At 72.5% G+C, this 15,056-nt stretch carries 16 protein-coding genes and 1 tRNA gene; 10 read left to right on the plus strand and 7 right to left on the minus strand.

The window, feature by feature from the left end:
• Positions 1-363: 363 nt before the first annotated feature.
• The 7 genes from ACFXAE_RS22065 to ACFXAE_RS22095 all read left to right on the plus strand — a co-directional run bounded on the left by ACFXAE_RS22065 (position 364) and on the right by ACFXAE_RS22095 (position 7,178).
• Positions 364-1,320 carry a GlxA family transcriptional regulator gene (locus ACFXAE_RS22065; protein WP_384717443.1) on the plus strand — a complete coding sequence of 319 codons (957 nt, stop codon included), beginning with the start codon at positions 364-366 and terminating at the stop codon, positions 1,318-1,320.
• A gap of 103 nt (positions 1,321-1,423) precedes the next feature.
• Complete coding sequence (gene gap / locus ACFXAE_RS22070) at positions 1,424-2,422, plus strand: type I glyceraldehyde-3-phosphate dehydrogenase (RefSeq protein WP_384717446.1); 999 nt, start codon at positions 1,424-1,426, stop codon at positions 2,420-2,422.
• A gap of 219 nt (positions 2,423-2,641) precedes the next feature.
• Positions 2,642-2,715: transfer RNA gene (locus tag ACFXAE_RS22075), tRNA-Pro, on the plus strand.
• A 204-nt stretch (positions 2,716-2,919) separates the two neighbouring features.
• Positions 2,920-4,203 carry an ABC transporter substrate-binding protein gene (locus ACFXAE_RS22080; RefSeq protein ID WP_384717449.1) on the plus strand — a complete coding sequence of 428 codons (1,284 nt, stop codon included), beginning with the start codon at positions 2,920-2,922 and terminating at the stop codon, positions 4,201-4,203.
• A complete protein-coding gene (locus tag ACFXAE_RS22085; protein ID WP_384717452.1) occupies positions 4,200-5,141 on the plus strand; it encodes a carbohydrate ABC transporter permease in 942 nt (313 codons plus the stop codon). The genes ACFXAE_RS22080 and ACFXAE_RS22085 overlap by 4 nt, the downstream gene beginning before the upstream one ends.
• Positions 5,141-5,974, plus strand: a complete 834-nt coding sequence (locus tag ACFXAE_RS22090; protein ID WP_384717455.1) for a carbohydrate ABC transporter permease — start codon at positions 5,141-5,143, stop codon at positions 5,972-5,974. The genes ACFXAE_RS22085 and ACFXAE_RS22090 overlap by 1 nt, the downstream gene beginning before the upstream one ends.
• A 25-nt stretch (positions 5,975-5,999) precedes the next feature.
• Complete coding sequence (locus tag ACFXAE_RS22095) at positions 6,000-7,178, plus strand: ABC transporter ATP-binding protein (protein ID WP_384717458.1); 1,179 nt, start codon at positions 6,000-6,002, stop codon at positions 7,176-7,178.
• 9 nt (positions 7,179-7,187) lie between these two features.
• Here ACFXAE_RS22095 and ACFXAE_RS22100 read toward each other — a convergent pair whose 3' ends face one another.
• The 6 genes from ACFXAE_RS22100 to ACFXAE_RS22125 form a co-directional block, all read right to left on the minus strand.
• Positions 7,188-7,715: an NUDIX hydrolase family protein gene (locus ACFXAE_RS22100; RefSeq protein WP_384717461.1), complete on the minus strand. Its 528-nt coding sequence runs from the start codon at positions 7,713-7,715 to the stop codon at positions 7,188-7,190.
• Between the two features lie 31 nt (positions 7,716-7,746).
• Complete coding sequence (locus ACFXAE_RS22105; protein WP_384717464.1) at positions 7,747-8,559, minus strand: SAM-dependent methyltransferase; 813 nt, start codon at positions 8,557-8,559, stop codon at positions 7,747-7,749.
• A gap of 116 nt (positions 8,560-8,675) precedes the next feature.
• Positions 8,676-9,332: an endonuclease gene (locus ACFXAE_RS22110; RefSeq protein ID WP_384717467.1), complete on the minus strand. Its 657-nt coding sequence runs from the start codon at positions 9,330-9,332 to the stop codon at positions 8,676-8,678.
• Between the two features lie 5 nt (positions 9,333-9,337).
• Complete coding sequence (locus tag ACFXAE_RS22115; RefSeq protein ID WP_384717470.1) at positions 9,338-9,670, minus strand: DUF3140 domain-containing protein; 333 nt, start codon at positions 9,668-9,670, stop codon at positions 9,338-9,340.
• A 42-nt stretch (positions 9,671-9,712) separates the two neighbouring features.
• Complete coding sequence (locus ACFXAE_RS22120; RefSeq protein ID WP_384717473.1) at positions 9,713-10,195, minus strand: Dps family protein; 483 nt, start codon at positions 10,193-10,195, stop codon at positions 9,713-9,715.
• Positions 10,192-10,452, minus strand: a complete 261-nt coding sequence (locus ACFXAE_RS22125; RefSeq protein WP_384717476.1) for a WhiB family transcriptional regulator — start codon at positions 10,450-10,452, stop codon at positions 10,192-10,194. Before ACFXAE_RS22125 ends, ACFXAE_RS22120 begins: the two co-directional genes overlap by 4 nt.
• Before the next feature lie 160 nt (positions 10,453-10,612).
• Here ACFXAE_RS22125 and ACFXAE_RS22130 point away from each other — a divergent pair, with 160 nt between their 5' ends.
• Together ACFXAE_RS22130 and ACFXAE_RS22135 are read left to right on the plus strand one after the other, a co-directional pair.
• Entirely contained in the window at positions 10,613-11,800 is a 1,188-nt protein-coding gene (locus ACFXAE_RS22130) for a thiolase family protein (RefSeq protein WP_384717479.1), read from the plus strand.
• 75 nt (positions 11,801-11,875) lie between these two features.
• Complete coding sequence (locus ACFXAE_RS22135) at positions 11,876-12,649, plus strand: sulfite exporter TauE/SafE family protein (RefSeq protein ID WP_384717482.1); 774 nt, start codon at positions 11,876-11,878, stop codon at positions 12,647-12,649.
• Here ACFXAE_RS22135 and ACFXAE_RS22140 read toward each other — a convergent pair.
• Positions 12,635-14,086, minus strand: coding sequence for a diacylglycerol kinase family protein (locus ACFXAE_RS22140; protein WP_384717485.1), 1,452 nt, complete (start codon positions 14,084-14,086; stop codon positions 12,635-12,637). The genes ACFXAE_RS22135 and ACFXAE_RS22140 overlap by 15 nt on opposite strands.
• Before the next feature lie 121 nt (positions 14,087-14,207).
• Between ACFXAE_RS22140 and ACFXAE_RS22145 the strand changes: the two genes are divergently transcribed.
• Positions 14,208-14,957 (plus strand): cobalt-precorrin-6A reductase, encoded by a 750-nt coding sequence (locus tag ACFXAE_RS22145; RefSeq protein WP_384717488.1) that lies wholly within the window; start codon positions 14,208-14,210, stop codon positions 14,955-14,957.
• Positions 14,958-15,056 lie beyond the last annotated feature (99 nt).

Raw genomic sequence — 15,056 nt, forward strand, 5'->3', positions numbered from 1 at the left:
GGGGGGGGTGGGGGGTGGGGGGGGGGGGGCGCGCGCCCCAGCCAGTCGGGTGGGGGGCGGCCCCCCCCCCCCGGTCGGGGGCCCTGCCGAACTCGGGGGCTGGTCACGACGATGTGCGCGGCGGCCGGCGCGGGGAGTCCGGCGCTCGCCCGCGACGCCGGCACCGTGGCCGAGGTGCCGGCCCGGCCCCTCACCCGGACCGCGGACGCACTGACCGACTGCGCCCCTCGGTCCCGTGGAGGAAGCCCGACGCGCCTCCCCGCCCTGACCGGGAGAGGCGAGGCGCCGGCGGTCCGGCCGGCGCCGTCCGCCCGCTCCACAAGGTGGACGCGGCAGGGCCACGCCCCACGTAACCTCTCTCCCGTGCCAGCCCCACGCCTTCGTCGCGTCGCCGTCCTGATCCTCGAGGGTGCGAAGCCGCTCGATGTCGGCATACCCGCACAGGTGTTCACGACCCGCGCGAGCATGCCGTACGAGGTGCGGGTGTGCGGGGCCGCGCCCGGTCCCGTCACCGGCGGCGACGGCCTGTCGTACCACGTCGCCCACGGCCCGGACGAGCTCGCGTGGGCCGACATCGTCTTCATCCCCGGCTACCGGTTCCCGGACCGCGACGACCCGCCGGAGGCCGTCGTCGACGCGTTGACCGCCGCCCACGCCCGGGGCACGCGGCTCGCCGCCATCTCCACGGGTGCCTTCGCGCTCGCCGCCACGGGTCTGCTCGACGGCAGACGGGCCACGACGCACTGGCATTACACGCGGGCGCTGGCGGCGAAGTATCCGCTCGTCCGGGTCGACGAGAACGTCCTGTTCGTCGACGAGGGCAGCGTGCTGACGTCGGCCGGCGCCGCCTCGGGCATCGACCTGTGCCTGCACATCCTGCGCGGCGACCTCGGGGTGGCCGCGTCCAACCACGCGGCCCGCCGCCTGGTCGCGGCCCCCTACCGCAGCGGCGGCCAGGCACAGTACGTGCCGCGCAGCGTGCCCGAGCCGCTCGGCGAGCGGTTCGCCACCACCCGCGAGTGGGCGCTGCGCCGGCTCGGCGAGCCCCTCACCCTGGAGGCGCTCGCCCGGCACGCGGCGGTCTCGCCGCGCACGTTCTCGCGGCGCTTCGTCGAGGACACCGGCTACACACCGATGCAGTGGGTCATGCGCGCCCGCGTCGACATGGCCCGCGAGCTGCTCGAACGCTCGCAGCGGAGTGTCGAGCGGATCGCCGCCGACGTCGGCCTCGGCACCGGCGCCAATCTGCGGCTGCACTTCCAGCGCATCCTCGGCACCACGCCGAGCGAGTACCGGCGCACCTTCGCCCGGGGCGGGTAGCCGCCGGGCACGTGGCGCGATCCTTTCGAACCGTGGCGATCACGCCGCTGTCAGGGGCGGACGCCGCACGCGACGCTGGTGGCGAACCGAAGGGACACCACTCATGACGCGTATCGCGATCAACGGATTCGGCCGCATCGGACGCAATGTGCTGCGCGCACTGCTCGAACGCGACAGCCGCCTCGACATCGTCGCCGTCAACGACCTCACGGAGCCCGCCACCCTCGCCCGGCTGCTGGCCTATGACACGACGGCCGGCCGGCTCGGCCGCCCGGTGAGCGTCGACGGCGACGTCCTCGTCGTCGACGGCCGTCGCATCAGGGTGCTCGCCGAGCGCGAACCGGCGCGGCTGCCCTGGGCCGAACTCGGCGTGGACATCGTGCTCGAGGCGACCGGCCGCTTCACGTCGGCCGAGGCCGCCCGCGCCCACCTCGACGCCGGCGCGAGGAAGGTGCTCGTCGGCGCACCGTCGGAGGGCGCCGACGTCACCCTGGCGTTCGGGGTCAACACCGACGCGTACGACCCGGCCGCGCACACGATCGTCTCGAACGCCTCGTGCACGACCAACGCGCTCGCGCCGCTGGCCGCGGTGCTCGACGAGCTCGCCGGTATCGAGCACGGTTTCATGACGACGGTGCACGCCTACACGCAGGAGCAGAACCTGCAGGACGGTCCGCACCGCGACGCCCGCCGCGCCCGCGCCGCCGCCGTCAACATCGTGCCGACCACGACGGGCGCCGCCAAGGCGATCGGACTCGTGCTGCCCGGCCTCGACGGCAGGCTGTCGGGCGACTCGATCCGTGTGCCCGTTCCCGTGGGCTCGATCGTCGAACTCAACACGACCGTCGCCCGTGAGGTGACGCGCGACGACGTACTGGCGGCGTACCGCGCCGCGGCTCAGGGGCCGCTCGCCGGAATCCTCGAGTACTCGGACGACCCGCTGGTGTCGTCCGACATCACGGGGAATCCGGCGTCGTCGATCTTCGACTCGGCCCTCACCCGCGTCGACGGCCGTCACGTCAAGGTGGTCGCCTGGTACGACAACGAGTGGGGCTTCTCGAACCGCGTGATCGACACTCTCGAGCTCCTCGCCGCCCGCTGACCGGGCACCGGAGCGGTGCCCCCGGCCCCGGCGACCGCGTCACTCGGCGCTTCCCGCCGGGGCCGGAGGGGCTCCGGCCGCCGCGGCCCCCGGGAACGCCCGAGGACGCGTGCTCCGGGAGCGGCCCGCGCCCCTGAACGCGTGCGCGATCACCGCCCCGAGTGCGGTATGGTTTCCATGCGCGTTCGGCCGGGGGGAATCCCCAGGTCAGACGGGCAACGGGACGTGGCGCAGCTTGGTAGCGCACTTGACTGGGGGTCAAGGGGTCGCAGGTTCAAATCCTGTCGTCCCGACTTGCTGAACAGCAGGCCGGAGGCCGCATCGGGAACACCCGAGGCGGCCTCTTCGTCGTTTCCCGCCCGCACGTCGACCGCTATGGGCGAATCATCGCCGAATGTCCTTGATGTCGCTCTATGTTCTGTTTAACGTTCGCCGGGTAGGCGCCGCCGCGGGGTCGGACACCCGCGCCGCGATCCCGGAAGCGAGGTGTGGAGCGCGTGCACGCGAGGCGCGGATGTACCGGAAGGCCGCGACGGACGCGGGCGCTGGTCGCGCTGATCCTGCTGGCATCGACGCTCGCCGCCTGCGGCGGCGACGAGGACACCGCACGCCCCACCCTCAACTGGTACAACTTCCCCGACGACTCCGGCGCCCTGCAGAAGGCCGCCGACCGCTGCAGCCGGGCGTCCGGCGGCCGCTACCGGATCAGCTACAACAAACTGCCCCGGGCCGCCGACGGCCAGCGCCAGCAGATGGTGCGCAGGCTCGCCGCCGAGGACGACTCCCTCGACATCCTCGGCCTGGACGTCACCTGGGCCGCGGAGTTCGCCGAGGCCCGCTGGATCCGCGAGTGGACGGGCGAGGCGAAGCGCCGGGCCACCCGGGGCACCCTCCGCGTCCCGCTGCAGACGGCCACCTGGAAGGGCAGGCTCTACGCCGTCCCGTACAACACCAACACCCAACTCCTGTGGTACCGGAAGGACCTGGTGCCCACCCCGCCGAAGACCTGGTCCGAGATGCTGAACATGTCCCGCGGCCTCGCCCGGCAGGGCAGACCGCACTACGTGGAGATCCAGGGCGCCCAGTACGAGGGCCTCACCGTCTGGTTCAACTCACTGGTCAACAGCACGGGCGGCACCATCCTGAACCCGGGCGCCACCGAGCCCTCCCTCGGCCCGCCCGCCGTACGAGCCGCCTCGATCATGCGGGAACTCGCCAACTCCCCGGCCGCCGACCCCTCCCTGCCCAACCAGATGGAGGACCAGAACCGCCTGGCCATGGAGTCGGGCGTGGCGGCCTTCGAGCTCAACTACCCGTTCGTCTATCCGTCGATGAAGGCGAACAACCCGCGGTTGTTCGAGAACTTCCGCTGGGCGCCCTACCCCCGCGTCGACGCCGACCGCCCCGCCCGCCCCACCATCGGCGGCATCGACCTCGCCGTCAGCGCCTACTCCCGCCACCCCGACCTGGCCTTCGAGGCGGCCCTGTGCCTGCGCGACCGGGAGAACCAGCTCACCGCCGCGCTCGAGGGCGGACTGCCGCCCACCCTGCGCGCCCTGTACGACGAGCCCGCCTTCATGAAGGAGTACCCCTTCTCCAAGGAGGTGCTGGCCGCCCTGGAATCCGCGAGCGTACGGCCGCTCACTCCCGCCTACCAGAACGTGTCGATCGCCGTCTCCCACACCCTGTCCCCGCCGTCGGAGATCGAGCCGGAGAGCGCGGTCGACACCATCGGGGAGCAGATCGACCAGGCCCTGCGATCCGAGGGTGTGATCCCGTGAGCACGATGGCGGAGCCCGCCGAGGGCCCCACCAAGGGCAAGGCGAAGGGCAGGAAGGCCCTCTCCGCCGGCGCCGAACAGGAGCGCCGCCTGGGCTGGCTGCTGTGCGCGCCGGCCGTCCTCGTCATGACCGCCGTGACCGCCTACCCCATCGGCTATGCGGTCTACCTGTCCCTCCAACGCTACGACCTGCGCTTCCCGGCACGGGCCGAGTTCGTGGGCCTGAGCAACTACGGCGCGGTGCTGTCCTCCCCGTTCTGGTGGGACGCCTTCTGGGTCACGGTCTTCCTGACCGCCGTCTCCGTGGCCGTCGAACTCGTCCTCGGCATGGGCCTCGCCCTGGTGATGCACCGCACGCTCTTCCTGCGCGGCACGGTGCGCACCGCGGTCCTCGTCCCGTACGGCATCGTCACCGTCGTCGCCGCCTTCTCCTGGCAGTACGCCTGGACCCCCGAACTCGGCTATCTCGCCGAACTGCTGCCCAGCGGCGAGGCCCCGCTCACCGAGCAGTGGCCCGCGCTGTGGCTGATCATCCTCGCCGAGGTGTGGAAGACCACCCCCTTCATGGCGCTGCTCCTGCTGGCGGGCCTCGCCCTGGTCCCCGAGGAGACCCTGAAGGCGGCCATGGTCGACGGCGCCACCCCCTGGCAGCGGTTCACCAAGGTCATGCTGCCGCTGATGAAACCGGCCATCCTGGTCGCCCTGCTCTTCCGCACCCTGGACGCGTTCCGGATCTTCGACAACATCTACGTCCTGACCTCGGGCGCCCAGGGCACCGGCTCCCTGTCGATCCTCGGCTACGACAACCTGTTCACCGCGCTGAACCTGGGCATCGGGTCGGCGATCTCGGTCCTGATCTTCCTCTGCGTCGGGATCATCGCCTTCACCTTCGTCAAGCTGTTCGGCGCCGCCGCACCGGGCGCGGAGGTGAAGCGCTGATGGCCGCCGTGGGCGCGCCGCACGCCACCCGATGGGGCGTCGTCAACGTCGTGGTGGTGCTGTACGCCCTGTTCCCGGTGTGGTGGATCGCCGCGCTGTCGTTCAAGGACCCCGGCACCCTCACCGACGGCAACTACATTCCGCGGGACTGGACCTGGGAGAACTACCGGGGCATCTTCGAGACCTCCGAGTTCACCCGGGCGCTGATCAACTCGATCGGCATCGCCCTGATCGCCACCGTGATCGCGGTGATCCTCGGCACCATGGCCGCCTACGCGGTGGCCCGGCTGCGGTTCCCGGGCAAGCGACTGCTGATCGGCATGTCGCTCCTCATCGCCATGTTCCCGCCGATCTCCCTGGTGTCCCCCCTGTTCAACATCGAGCGGATCATCGGGATCTTCGACACCTGGCTCGGACTGATCATCCCGTACATGACCTTCTCGCTGCCGTTGGCGATCTACACCCTGTCGGCGTTCTTCCGGGAGATCCCCTGGGACCTGGAGAAGGCCGCCAAGGTGGACGGGGCCACGCCCGCACAGGCGTTCCGGCTGGTCATCGTGCCGCTCGCCGCGCCCGGCGTGTTCACCACCGCCATCCTCGTGTTCATCTTCTGCTGGAACGACTTCCTGTTCGCGATCTCGCTGACCTCCACCGAGTCCGCGCGCACGGTCCCCGCCGCGATCGCGTTCTTCACGGGCAGCTCGCAGTTCCAGCAGCCCACCGGGTCGATCGCCGCCGCCGCCGTGGTCATCACCGTCCCGATCATCATCTTCGTCCTGCTCTTCCAGCGGCGGATCGTCGCCGGACTGACCTCCGGGGCGGTCAAGGGATGAGCGTGAAGGCAAGGAGGCGCCGCCCATGGCCGAGATCGTCCTAGAGGGAGTCACCAAGCGCTATCCCGACGGATCCCTCGCCGTGCGGGACGTGGACCTCGACATCGCCGACGGCGAGTTCGTGATCCTGGTCGGCCCGTCCGGCTGCGGCAAGTCGACCACCCTGAACATGATCGCCGGGCTCGAGGACATCACCGAGGGCACCCTGCGCATCGACGGCCGGGTCGTCAACGACCTCGCTCCCAAGGAGCGGGACGTCGCCATGGTGTTCCAGAGCTACGCCCTGTACCCGCACATGAGCGTGCGGGAGAACATGGGGTTCCCGCTGCGGCTGGCGAAGGTGGACAGGGCCATCATCGACAGCAAGGTCGAGGAGGCCGCCCGGGTGCTGGACCTGAGCGAGTTCCTGGACCGCAAGCCCGCCAACCTCTCCGGCGGACAGCGCCAGCGGGTGGCGATGGGCCGGGCGATCGTCCGTGACCCCAAGGCGTTCCTCATGGACGAGCCGCTGTCCAACCTGGATGCCAAGCTCCGCGTGCAGATGCGCACCCAGATCTCCCGGCTGCAGCGCCGCCTGGGCACCACCACCGTGTACGTCACCCACGACCAGACCGAGGCGATGACGCTCGGCGACCGGGTCGTGGTGATGCGGCAGGGCCTGGTCCAGCAGGTCGGCACCCCCGCCCAGCTCTACGACATGCCGCGCAACCTGTTCGTCGCGGGCTTCATCGGCTCCCCGGCGATGAACTTCGTGGGCGCCTCCCTGTCCGGTGGCGTCCTGCGCACCCCGCTGGGCGACCTGCCGCTCGACGACCGCGTGCGCCGGGCGCTGGAAGGGCGGGACGCGCCGCGCGAGGTGATCGTCGGGCTGCGCCCCGAGGCCTTCGAGGACGCGAGTCTGGCGCACGGAACGGGCGGCCCGGTCGTCACCGCCACCGTGGACGTGCTGGAGTCGCTGGGCTCCGACGCGTACGTCCACTTCAGCGCGGAGGGCGGGCCGGTGACCACCGCCGAACTGGAGGAACTCGCCACGGACTCGGGCGCGCGCGACACCGGGGCCCAGGGAGCCCAGCAGGTCGTGGCCCGGCTGAACGCCGCAACCCGGGCCCGCGAGGGCGCGCCCGTCGAACTCCGGGTCGACATGGGCAAGGCCCATGTCTTCGACCCGGCGACCGGCACCAACCTCACCCACGCGGGGAGCTAGTGCCCCGCGTCAGATCACGCAGCCCGCGTGGGCCAGTGCCTGCTTCAGCAGCACTCCGTGACCGCCCGGCATCTCGCTCTGCACCGCCTGCGACACGGCCTCCTGCGGGCTGAACCACACCAGGTCGAGGGCGTCCTGCCGGGGCCGGCAGTCACCCGTCACCGGCACGATGTACGCCAGCGACACCGCATGCTGACGAGGGTCGTGGAAGGGGGTGGTGCCCTGGGTGGGGAAGTACTCCGCGACCGTGAACGGCTGCAGCGACGCGGGGACGCGGGGCAGCGCCACCGGGCCGAGGTCCTTCTCCAGATGGCGCAGCAGGGCGTCACGGACCCGTTCGTGGTGCAGCACCCTGCCGGAGACCAGAGTCCGGCTGACCGTTCCGTCGGGCCCGATGCGCAGCAGCAGACCGACGCTGGTGACTTCACCGCTGTCGTCGACGCGCACGGGCACGGCCTCGACGTACAGGATCGGCATCCGGGCGCGTGCCATCTCCAGTTCGTCGGAGGACAGCCAGCCCGGCGTGGTTTCGGTCATGTCAGACATTGTTTGATCATACTTTCAGCGCTCAGGGCTTCACGGCCACCGCGCCGTACTGCGGCACCGCGGCGGCGGAGCCGGAGGCGGCGTGCCACTGCGAACAGGACACCAGGCCGGGTTCGACCAGGTCCAGTCCCTCGAAGAACGCGGTGATGTCCGCGGCGCTGCGGGCGGTGATCGGGGGAGTGGCGTTCTCGTTCCAGAACTCCATGGCCGGGACCTGCAGTTCGCCGCCGACCTCGGGGTCGAACGTGGGGTGGGTGAGGACCAGGAAGCTGCCGGAGGGCACCGCCGCCATGATCCGGCGGACGATCTCCCGGGCCTTGTCGGTGTCGAGCACGAAGTTGAGGATCCCCAGCATCATCACCGCGACGGGCCGCGTGAGGTCCAGGGTCCCGGCGGCGCGTTCCAGTATGGCGTCCGGGTCGTGCACATCGGCGTCGATGTAGTCGGTGGCGCCCTCACGCGTGCCGGTCAGCAGGGTACGGGCGTGGACGAGCACGATCGGGTCGTTGTCGACGTAGACGATCCGCGAGTCCGGCGCGATCCGCTGCGCGATCTCATGGGTGTTGTCCGCCGTCGGCAGGCCGGTGCCGATGTCGAGGAACTGCCGCACACCGCGCTCGCGGGCCAGATACGTCACCGCCCGGCCCAGGAAGTCCCGGTCCGCGCGGGCGATGTCCCGGACGACCGGGTTGATCGAGGCGACGTGGTCGCCGACCTGCCGGTCGACCTCGTAGTTGTCCTTGCCGCCGATCCAGTGGTTCCACACGCGCGCGTTGTGCGCCACACCGGTGTTCAGCCTCGCCGAGCCGCTCGGCGGGGTGTGGCTCTCACTCACGGTCTCTCCCTCTCCCTCGTCCGTACGGCCGTGATCGGGCCGCCGCGGCCATTGTGCCGCGTGGTGATCACGTTGTCCCGCGAATGGGGGAGTGGAAAAGCCCTGTTGGCGACGGGTCACGTGGACTCGGCCCGGCTGAGCGTGTCCTCGGCCACGTGCCTGTCGATCGCCGCACGGACCAACGCCGCCGCCAGGACGGCCGGTTCGGTGCGTCCCGCGAGGCCGAGGAGCCGGTCCGGGTCCTGCGGCAGCTTCAGCCGCCGGGCGCCCTGAAGGGCCTTGGCGTCCAGTCGCGGCGCCGCCTCCGGCCAGACGCGCTGGACCTCGCGCAGGAAGATGTCGGCGCCGGCCGGTCCCACGCCGGGGAACTCCTGCAGCAGACGGCGCAGTTCGCCGACGTCACCGGCCGCCTCCTTGCGCAGCCTGCGCAGGTCGCCGCCCCAGCGTTCGGTCAACAACTCTGCTTCGTCGGCCAGTTGGGTCGCGGTGCGCTCGTCGTAGCGCCGGTAGCCGCCCCGGCCGAGCGCGTCCACCCGTTCCTGCCGGCCGGCCCCCGCCATGCGGCGGGGATCGCGCAGCCCCGCCTCGTGCAGGGCACGGGCGGAGGCCACGGCGATCGACCCCTTGATGCGGGCGCTGAGCAGATGGGCCAGTACCAGCAGCCGGTACAGCGGCTGCGGGGTGTCCCTCAGCCCGATGCCGGCCTCCTCCGCGTACGTCCGGCCGTGCGCGCCGACGAGGGCACGGACCACCCGCTCGTCCCGGCCGGCCACGGCGGCTACGGCTTGAGCGGGTCGTGGCCGAGGCTCATCAGACGGTGCCGGCGGGGCGTGTCCTCGGCCACGGGCTCGTTCTCCGGGTCCGTCTGCGCCGTGACGGTGTCCACGACCTCCTCCATCACCCGCAGATCGTCCTCGGTGAGGTCGGTGCGGCGTTTCTGCAGGATGGCGAGGACGTGCTGTCCCGTCTCACTGCCCGCCCGGTCCGGCAGCGGTTCCGTCGTCTCGTCGGCGTCGCTCACCCGCAGCCAGGCCGCCAGTTCCGCCGAGGTCATGTTCACCACGCGGTGGAAGTCCTCCCACAGCGCGTCCATCTCGAGGGCGTCGCTCACGATGTGCCCCTTACGTGCGTGCGTTCCCCGGTGCCGGGGCGGTCAGGACTCGCCCGGGAAGTTCTCCGCCTCGAACATCCAGCGCTGCTTCTCCAGTTCCGCGGTGACCGAGATCAGCAGGTCCTGGGTGACCAGGTCCGCCTTCTCGGTGGCGTCGATGCGCTCGCGCAGGCGCGTGATCGCCGTGCCGAGCGCCTCCGTCATCACCCGCACGGCCTCCGCGTCGCGCAGCCAGCCCTCCTTCGGGGCCGGCAGCGAGAAGACCTTGGCGATGGTCTCCGGACGGCCGTCCGGCGGCACACCGAGCGCCGCGGCCCGCTCCGCCACCGTGTCGGCGTGGGTGCGCGCGGCGGAGACCACCTCGTCCAGCTGGAGGTGGACGGAACGGAACCGCGGGCCCACGACGTTCCAGTGCGCCTGCTTCCCGATCAGCGACAGCCCGAGCAGGTCCACCAGGGTGTCCTGGAGGGCCTCGCAGGAGATCCGGCGGGCCTCGTCGGGCAGGGTGCTCCTCACAACGGTCATGGAGTGCTGTTCCTCCTTCTCGAATCGTCCGTGGTCCCGCGGAGCAGTGCCTCGCGCTCGTCCTCGCCGGTGCCGCCCCAGACGCCCGAGGTCAGACCGCCCTCGACCGCGAAGCCGAGACACTGTGCGCTCACCCGGCACCGCGCGCAGACGCGCTTGGCGGCGGCGAGGTCCCGCAGTGCCGGTCCCGTCGACCCGACGGGGAAGAACAGCTCCGGGTCCTCTCCCGCACAGGCCGCGCTCCGCAACCACTCCATGGACGCGCGGGTGCCCCCGGCCCTCCGGCACAAACACGGCCCCGGGGCGGACAGCTTCCCAGGGAGCCGTCCCGCGGTCTATAGTCCAAAACTAGCGGTGCTAATTAATAGTGTCGCCGGTTGCACAGCACAGCCATCGGCATCGGTCAGGAGTCCTGTCGTGCGTCCCGTCCACTTCGCGGCCGCCCGCCGCACCCCCATCGGCAAACTGCGCGGAGCCCTCTCCACCGTACGGCCCGACGACCTCGCCGCCGCCGTGATCCGCGGCCTGGTCGCCGACGTACCCGCGCTGGACCCGGCCCGCGTCGACGAGGTCTACTGGGGCGCCGCCAACCAGGCGGGCGAGGACAACCGCAACGTCGCCCGCATGGCCGCGCTGCTCGCCGGGCTCCCCGAGTCCGTCCCGGGCGCCACGGTCAACCGGCTGTGCGCCTCCGGCCTTGAGGCCGTCACCACCGCCGCCCGCACCATCGCGGCCGGCGAGGCCGACGTCGTCATCGCCGGCGGCTCCGAGTCGATGAGCCGCGCCCCCTTCGTCCTGCCCCGCCCCGACGAGGCCCTCCCGCACCGCATGGAGACCGCCGACACCCGCCTCGGCTGGCGGCTGGTCAACCCCGCGATGAAGGAACTCCACGGGGTGCTGGCCATGGGCGAGACGGCCGAGGAGGTCGCCGCCCGGTACGGCGTCCCGCGCGAACGCCAGGACGAGTTCGCGCTGCGCAGCCACCAGCGGGCCGCCGACGCCCGCAAGAACGGTCACTTCGACGACGAGCTCCTGCCCGTGACCCGCCCGGACGGGGTGGTCGTCGACGCCGACGAGTGCGTCCGCGAGGACACCTCCCTCGAGAAGCTGGCCCGGCTGAAGCCGGTGTTCCGCGCGGGCGGTTCGGTCACCGCGGGCAACGCCTCCCCGATGAACGACGGCGCCGCCGGCCTGATCCTGGTCAGCGAGGAGGCCCTGAACGAACTGGGCCTGGAGTCGCTCGGCCGCTACGTCGCCGGCGCCTCCGCAGGCGTCCACCCGGACGTCATGGGCATCGGCCCCGTCCCCGCCACGCGCAAGGTGCTCGCCCGCGCCGGCTGGGCGATCGGCGACCTCCAGGAAGCCGAGTTCAACGAGGCGTTCGCGGCACAGGCCCTGGCCTGCGTCGACGAGCTCGGCATCGACCCCGGCCTGGTCAACCCCAGCGGCGGCGCGATCGCCCTGGGCCACCCGCTGGGCTGCTCCGGCGCCCGCATCCTCACCACCCTGCTGCACCGCATGCGCCGCACCGGAGCCGAACGCGGCCTGGCGACCATGTGCGTGGGCGTGGGGCAGGGAAGCGCGGTGCTGGTCGAGAGGCACTGACCACCGCCCCGGGCGCCACCGGACGAGACGGTCCTTACGGGCGTCGATCGCTTGCGCATAGCATCGGTCCCCGCAATGAACACGATGACGCTCTGGCACCTCAACGGCTGGCAATTCGCCGCGCTCGCCTTCGCGGCCCTGCTCGTCGGCTTCTCCAAGACCGCCGTCAGCGGGGCCAACACGGTCAGCCTCGCCGTCTTCGCCGCCGTGCTGCCCGCCAAGGCCTCCACCGGCGTCCTGCTGCCCATCCTGATCGCCGGCGACGTGCTCGCCGTCCTCACCTACCGCCGGCACGCCCACTGGCCCACGCTGTGGCGGCTGTTCCCGGCGGTCGCGGCGGGCGTCGTCGCGGGAACCCTGTTCCTGGTGTGGGCGGACGACGGGATCGTACGGAGCTCCATCGGGGCGATCCTGCTGCTGATGGCCGGGGTGACGGTGTGGCGGCGGCGGACGGCCGACGCGGACCGGGAGCCCGACGGGGTCACCACCCGGGCCGGCCGCGCCAAGGCCCGCTCCTACGGCGTCCTCGGCGGCTTCACCACCATGGTCGCCAACGCGGGCGGCCCGGTGATGTCGATGTACCTGCTCTCCGCGGGCTTCCGGAAACTCGGCTTCCTGGGGACCTCGGCGTTCTTCTTCCTGATCGTCAACACCTCCAAGCTGCCCTTCAGCGCCGGTCTCGGCCTGATCGACGCCGACTCACTGCTCCTCGACGCGGCGCTCGTGCTGTTCGTGGTGCCCGGCGCGCTCCTCGGCAAGTGGGCGGTGAACAGGATCAACCAGCGGCTCTTCGAGCAGCTGGTGATCGCGGCGACGGTGGTGGGCGGCGTACAGCTACTGGTGTCCTGAGCGGGGCCCGGCCGGCTCGTTCCGTCCGCCCGGCTCGCCCGGGCCTGTGCGGGGTCCGGCCGGCGGCCGCGGTCCGTGGGGCGCCTCGTACGGGCGGTGGAGCCGGCTGGGCGCGGCGGTACGGCCGACCGTCGCCGCCAGCTTGCGCAGCCGCCGCCAGTCCAGCCGCGGCGGAGTCCGGGTGACGCCGGGCCGCCTGCGCGGGACCCGGACGCGCAGCGCGCCGGGCGCGATGCGGCAGTGCACGGGAGCGGGCAGGACCATGGCCTCCCCGTCGACCCCGGCCTCGATCTCCACGCGGTCCGCCTCGATGACGACCTCGGTGGCGGTCACGATGGTGAGCCCGCTCGGCTCGGGGTTCAGCAGCAGGGCGGCGGCACTGATGGCGCCCTCCAGCCTCACCCCGAGGACGCCGAGCGCGGCGGAGTCGAGCCGTTCCCGCCGGCCGAGGCCGAAGGGGTCGCCGGTGCGGTAGGGATTGTTGCTGACCAGCACGGCCTGCGGCGCGATGAGCGTGGTGTCCCCCGCGCGGGCGACCAGCCGGGGCCCCTGCCGACCGGTGAGCAGACCGGGCAGCATCTCCAGACTGGTGCCGATCTTGTCGTCACGGTAGGCGGGGCTCTGCACGATCGCCGCGTACGCGCCGAAGGAGGCGTTGTTCACGAACGGCTGCTCACCCGCGAAACCCAGGTCGACGCGGAGCTCGACGCCGTCCGTGAGCGCGTCGAGACAGGCTGCCGGGTCGCCGCGGTCGAGGCCGAGGTCCAGGGCGAAGTGATTGCGCGTCCCGGCGCTGATCACCAGGAACGGGATGTCGTGCTCGGCGGCCACGGCCGCCACCAGCGCCTGGGTGCCGTCGCCGCCGGCGGCGCCCAGCAGATCCGCGCCGTCCGCGACGGCGGCCCGGGCCAGCGCGGTGACGTCGTGCTGCCTGCCGGGTTCGAGCAGCACCACCCGGGCGCCCAGACGTTCCGCCTTCTCCCGCAGCCGGAACCGGCCCACCTTGCCGCCGCCCGACCGGGGGTTCATGATCAGGACCGGCTTCCGGGGCGGCGGCAGCCGCCGCTCGCGCACCTGGGCCTGCCCGCCGCCCGTGCCGCGCAGCGCGAACCTGCCGCTCCACACCGCCAGCCCCCACAGGCCCAGGGACACCAGCAGCGCCCAGAACAGGGTCACGGCGAACAGCGCGATCAGACCCGCCGGCACGCACACGGCGACCAGCGCGGACACCCACCGCAGCGGGCCCCGCAGGGTCAGCGTCCACCACACGGCGGCCGCGCTGAGCCCCAGTCCCGCGACCCCGCACACCAGCAGCAGCAGACCGCGCAGCCCGCCGTAGACAAGGGGGGCCGCCACCGCGAGCGCGGCGGCGGCCAGCGCCCCCCGCGCCGCCCACCGCTGGGCGTGATAGCCCCGCTCACTCCAGTCCACGGCCATGCTTCCTCCAGTCACCCGGCGTCATCGTAGGGTGTGTGGGTACGTGTGTGCGGCCGGACGTCGATCTTCGTCGGGCGGGCCGGTGCCGGACCCGGCATCCGGGCCTCGTACTCTCGGCGCCATGTCCCCCCACGTCCTGGTCCTCGGCGGCACCACCGAGGCGCGCGCACTGGCCGGCGAGCTGTCCGCCCGCCCCGGAACCAGGGTGACCACTTCCCTCGCCGGACGCGTGAGAAGGCCGGGAGTGGTCGCCGGCGAGCTGCGCGTCGGCGGCTTCGGCGGCGCGGAGGGGCTGGCGGACTGGCTGCGCGAGCAGCGCGTGGACGCGGTCGTCGACGCCACACACCCCTTCGCGGAGACCATCACGGCGAACGCGGCAGGGGCCGCGGCCGCGACCGGACTGCCGTTGGTCGTCCTGCGCCGGCCGGGCTGGCAACCGGGCCCGCGCGATGTCTGGCACCCGGTCCCGTCACTGGACGCGGCCGCCGGCCTGCTGCCCCGACTCGGACACCGGGTCTTCCTCACCACCGGCCGCCTCGGCCTCGCGGCCTTCGCCCACCTGACAAAACCGCGCTTCGTCGTCCGGTCGGTGGAGCCCCCCGAGCCGCCCATGCCGCCGCACACGCACGTCCTGCTGGCCCGCGGACCCTTCACCGTGGCCGGTGAGACGGCCCTCCTGCGCGAGCACCGCGTCGACGTGCTGGTGACGAAGGACAGCGGCGGAGCGGCGACCGCCGCCAAACTCACCGCGGCCCGTGACCTCGGCCTCCCGGTCGTCGTCGTACGCCGCCCGCCCCTGCCGGACGGAGTGACCGCGGCCGGTGACGTGCCGGCGGCCCTGAGCCGGCTGGACGCCCTCGGCCGGCCATGACGGGCGGCCCGGTCTGCCGTGCCCGGCCGCCCGGTCCGTGCCCGGCCGCCCGGCCCGCGGCCGACCGTGCCCGGCGGCCCGGCGCTCGCCCGGCCGCGG

The sequence above is a fragment of the Streptomyces sp. NPDC059454 genome (genome assembly GCF_042749965.1).
Lineage (GTDB): Bacteria > Actinomycetota > Actinomycetes > Streptomycetales > Streptomycetaceae > Streptomyces.

Excerpts from the sequence above, each read along its gene's own strand:
- ACFXAE_RS22100 (WP_384717461.1), bottom strand. The coding sequence starts at position 7,715 with ATGACCGAAACCACGCCGGGCTGGCTGTCCTCCGACGAACTGGAGATG.
- ACFXAE_RS22140 (WP_384717485.1), bottom strand. The coding sequence starts at position 14,086 with ATGGCCGTGGACTGGAGTGAGCGGGGCTATCACGCCCAGCGGTGGGCG.
- ACFXAE_RS22090 (WP_384717455.1), top strand. The coding sequence starts at position 5,141 with ATGGCCGCCGTGGGCGCGCCGCACGCCACCCGATGGGGCGTCGTCAAC.
- ACFXAE_RS22095 (WP_384717458.1), top strand. The coding sequence starts at position 6,000 with ATGGCCGAGATCGTCCTAGAGGGAGTCACCAAGCGCTATCCCGACGGA.
- gap (WP_384717446.1), top strand. The coding sequence starts at position 1,424 with ATGACGCGTATCGCGATCAACGGATTCGGCCGCATCGGACGCAATGTG.
- ACFXAE_RS22120 (WP_384717473.1), bottom strand. The coding sequence starts at position 10,195 with ATGACCGTTGTGAGGAGCACCCTGCCCGACGAGGCCCGCCGGATCTCC.
- ACFXAE_RS22145 (WP_384717488.1), top strand. The coding sequence starts at position 14,208 with ATGTCCCCCCACGTCCTGGTCCTCGGCGGCACCACCGAGGCGCGCGCA.
- ACFXAE_RS22125 (WP_384717476.1), bottom strand. The coding sequence starts at position 10,452 with ATGGAGTGGTTGCGGAGCGCGGCCTGTGCGGGAGAGGACCCGGAGCTG.
- ACFXAE_RS22135 (WP_384717482.1), top strand. The coding sequence starts at position 11,876 with ATGAACACGATGACGCTCTGGCACCTCAACGGCTGGCAATTCGCCGCG.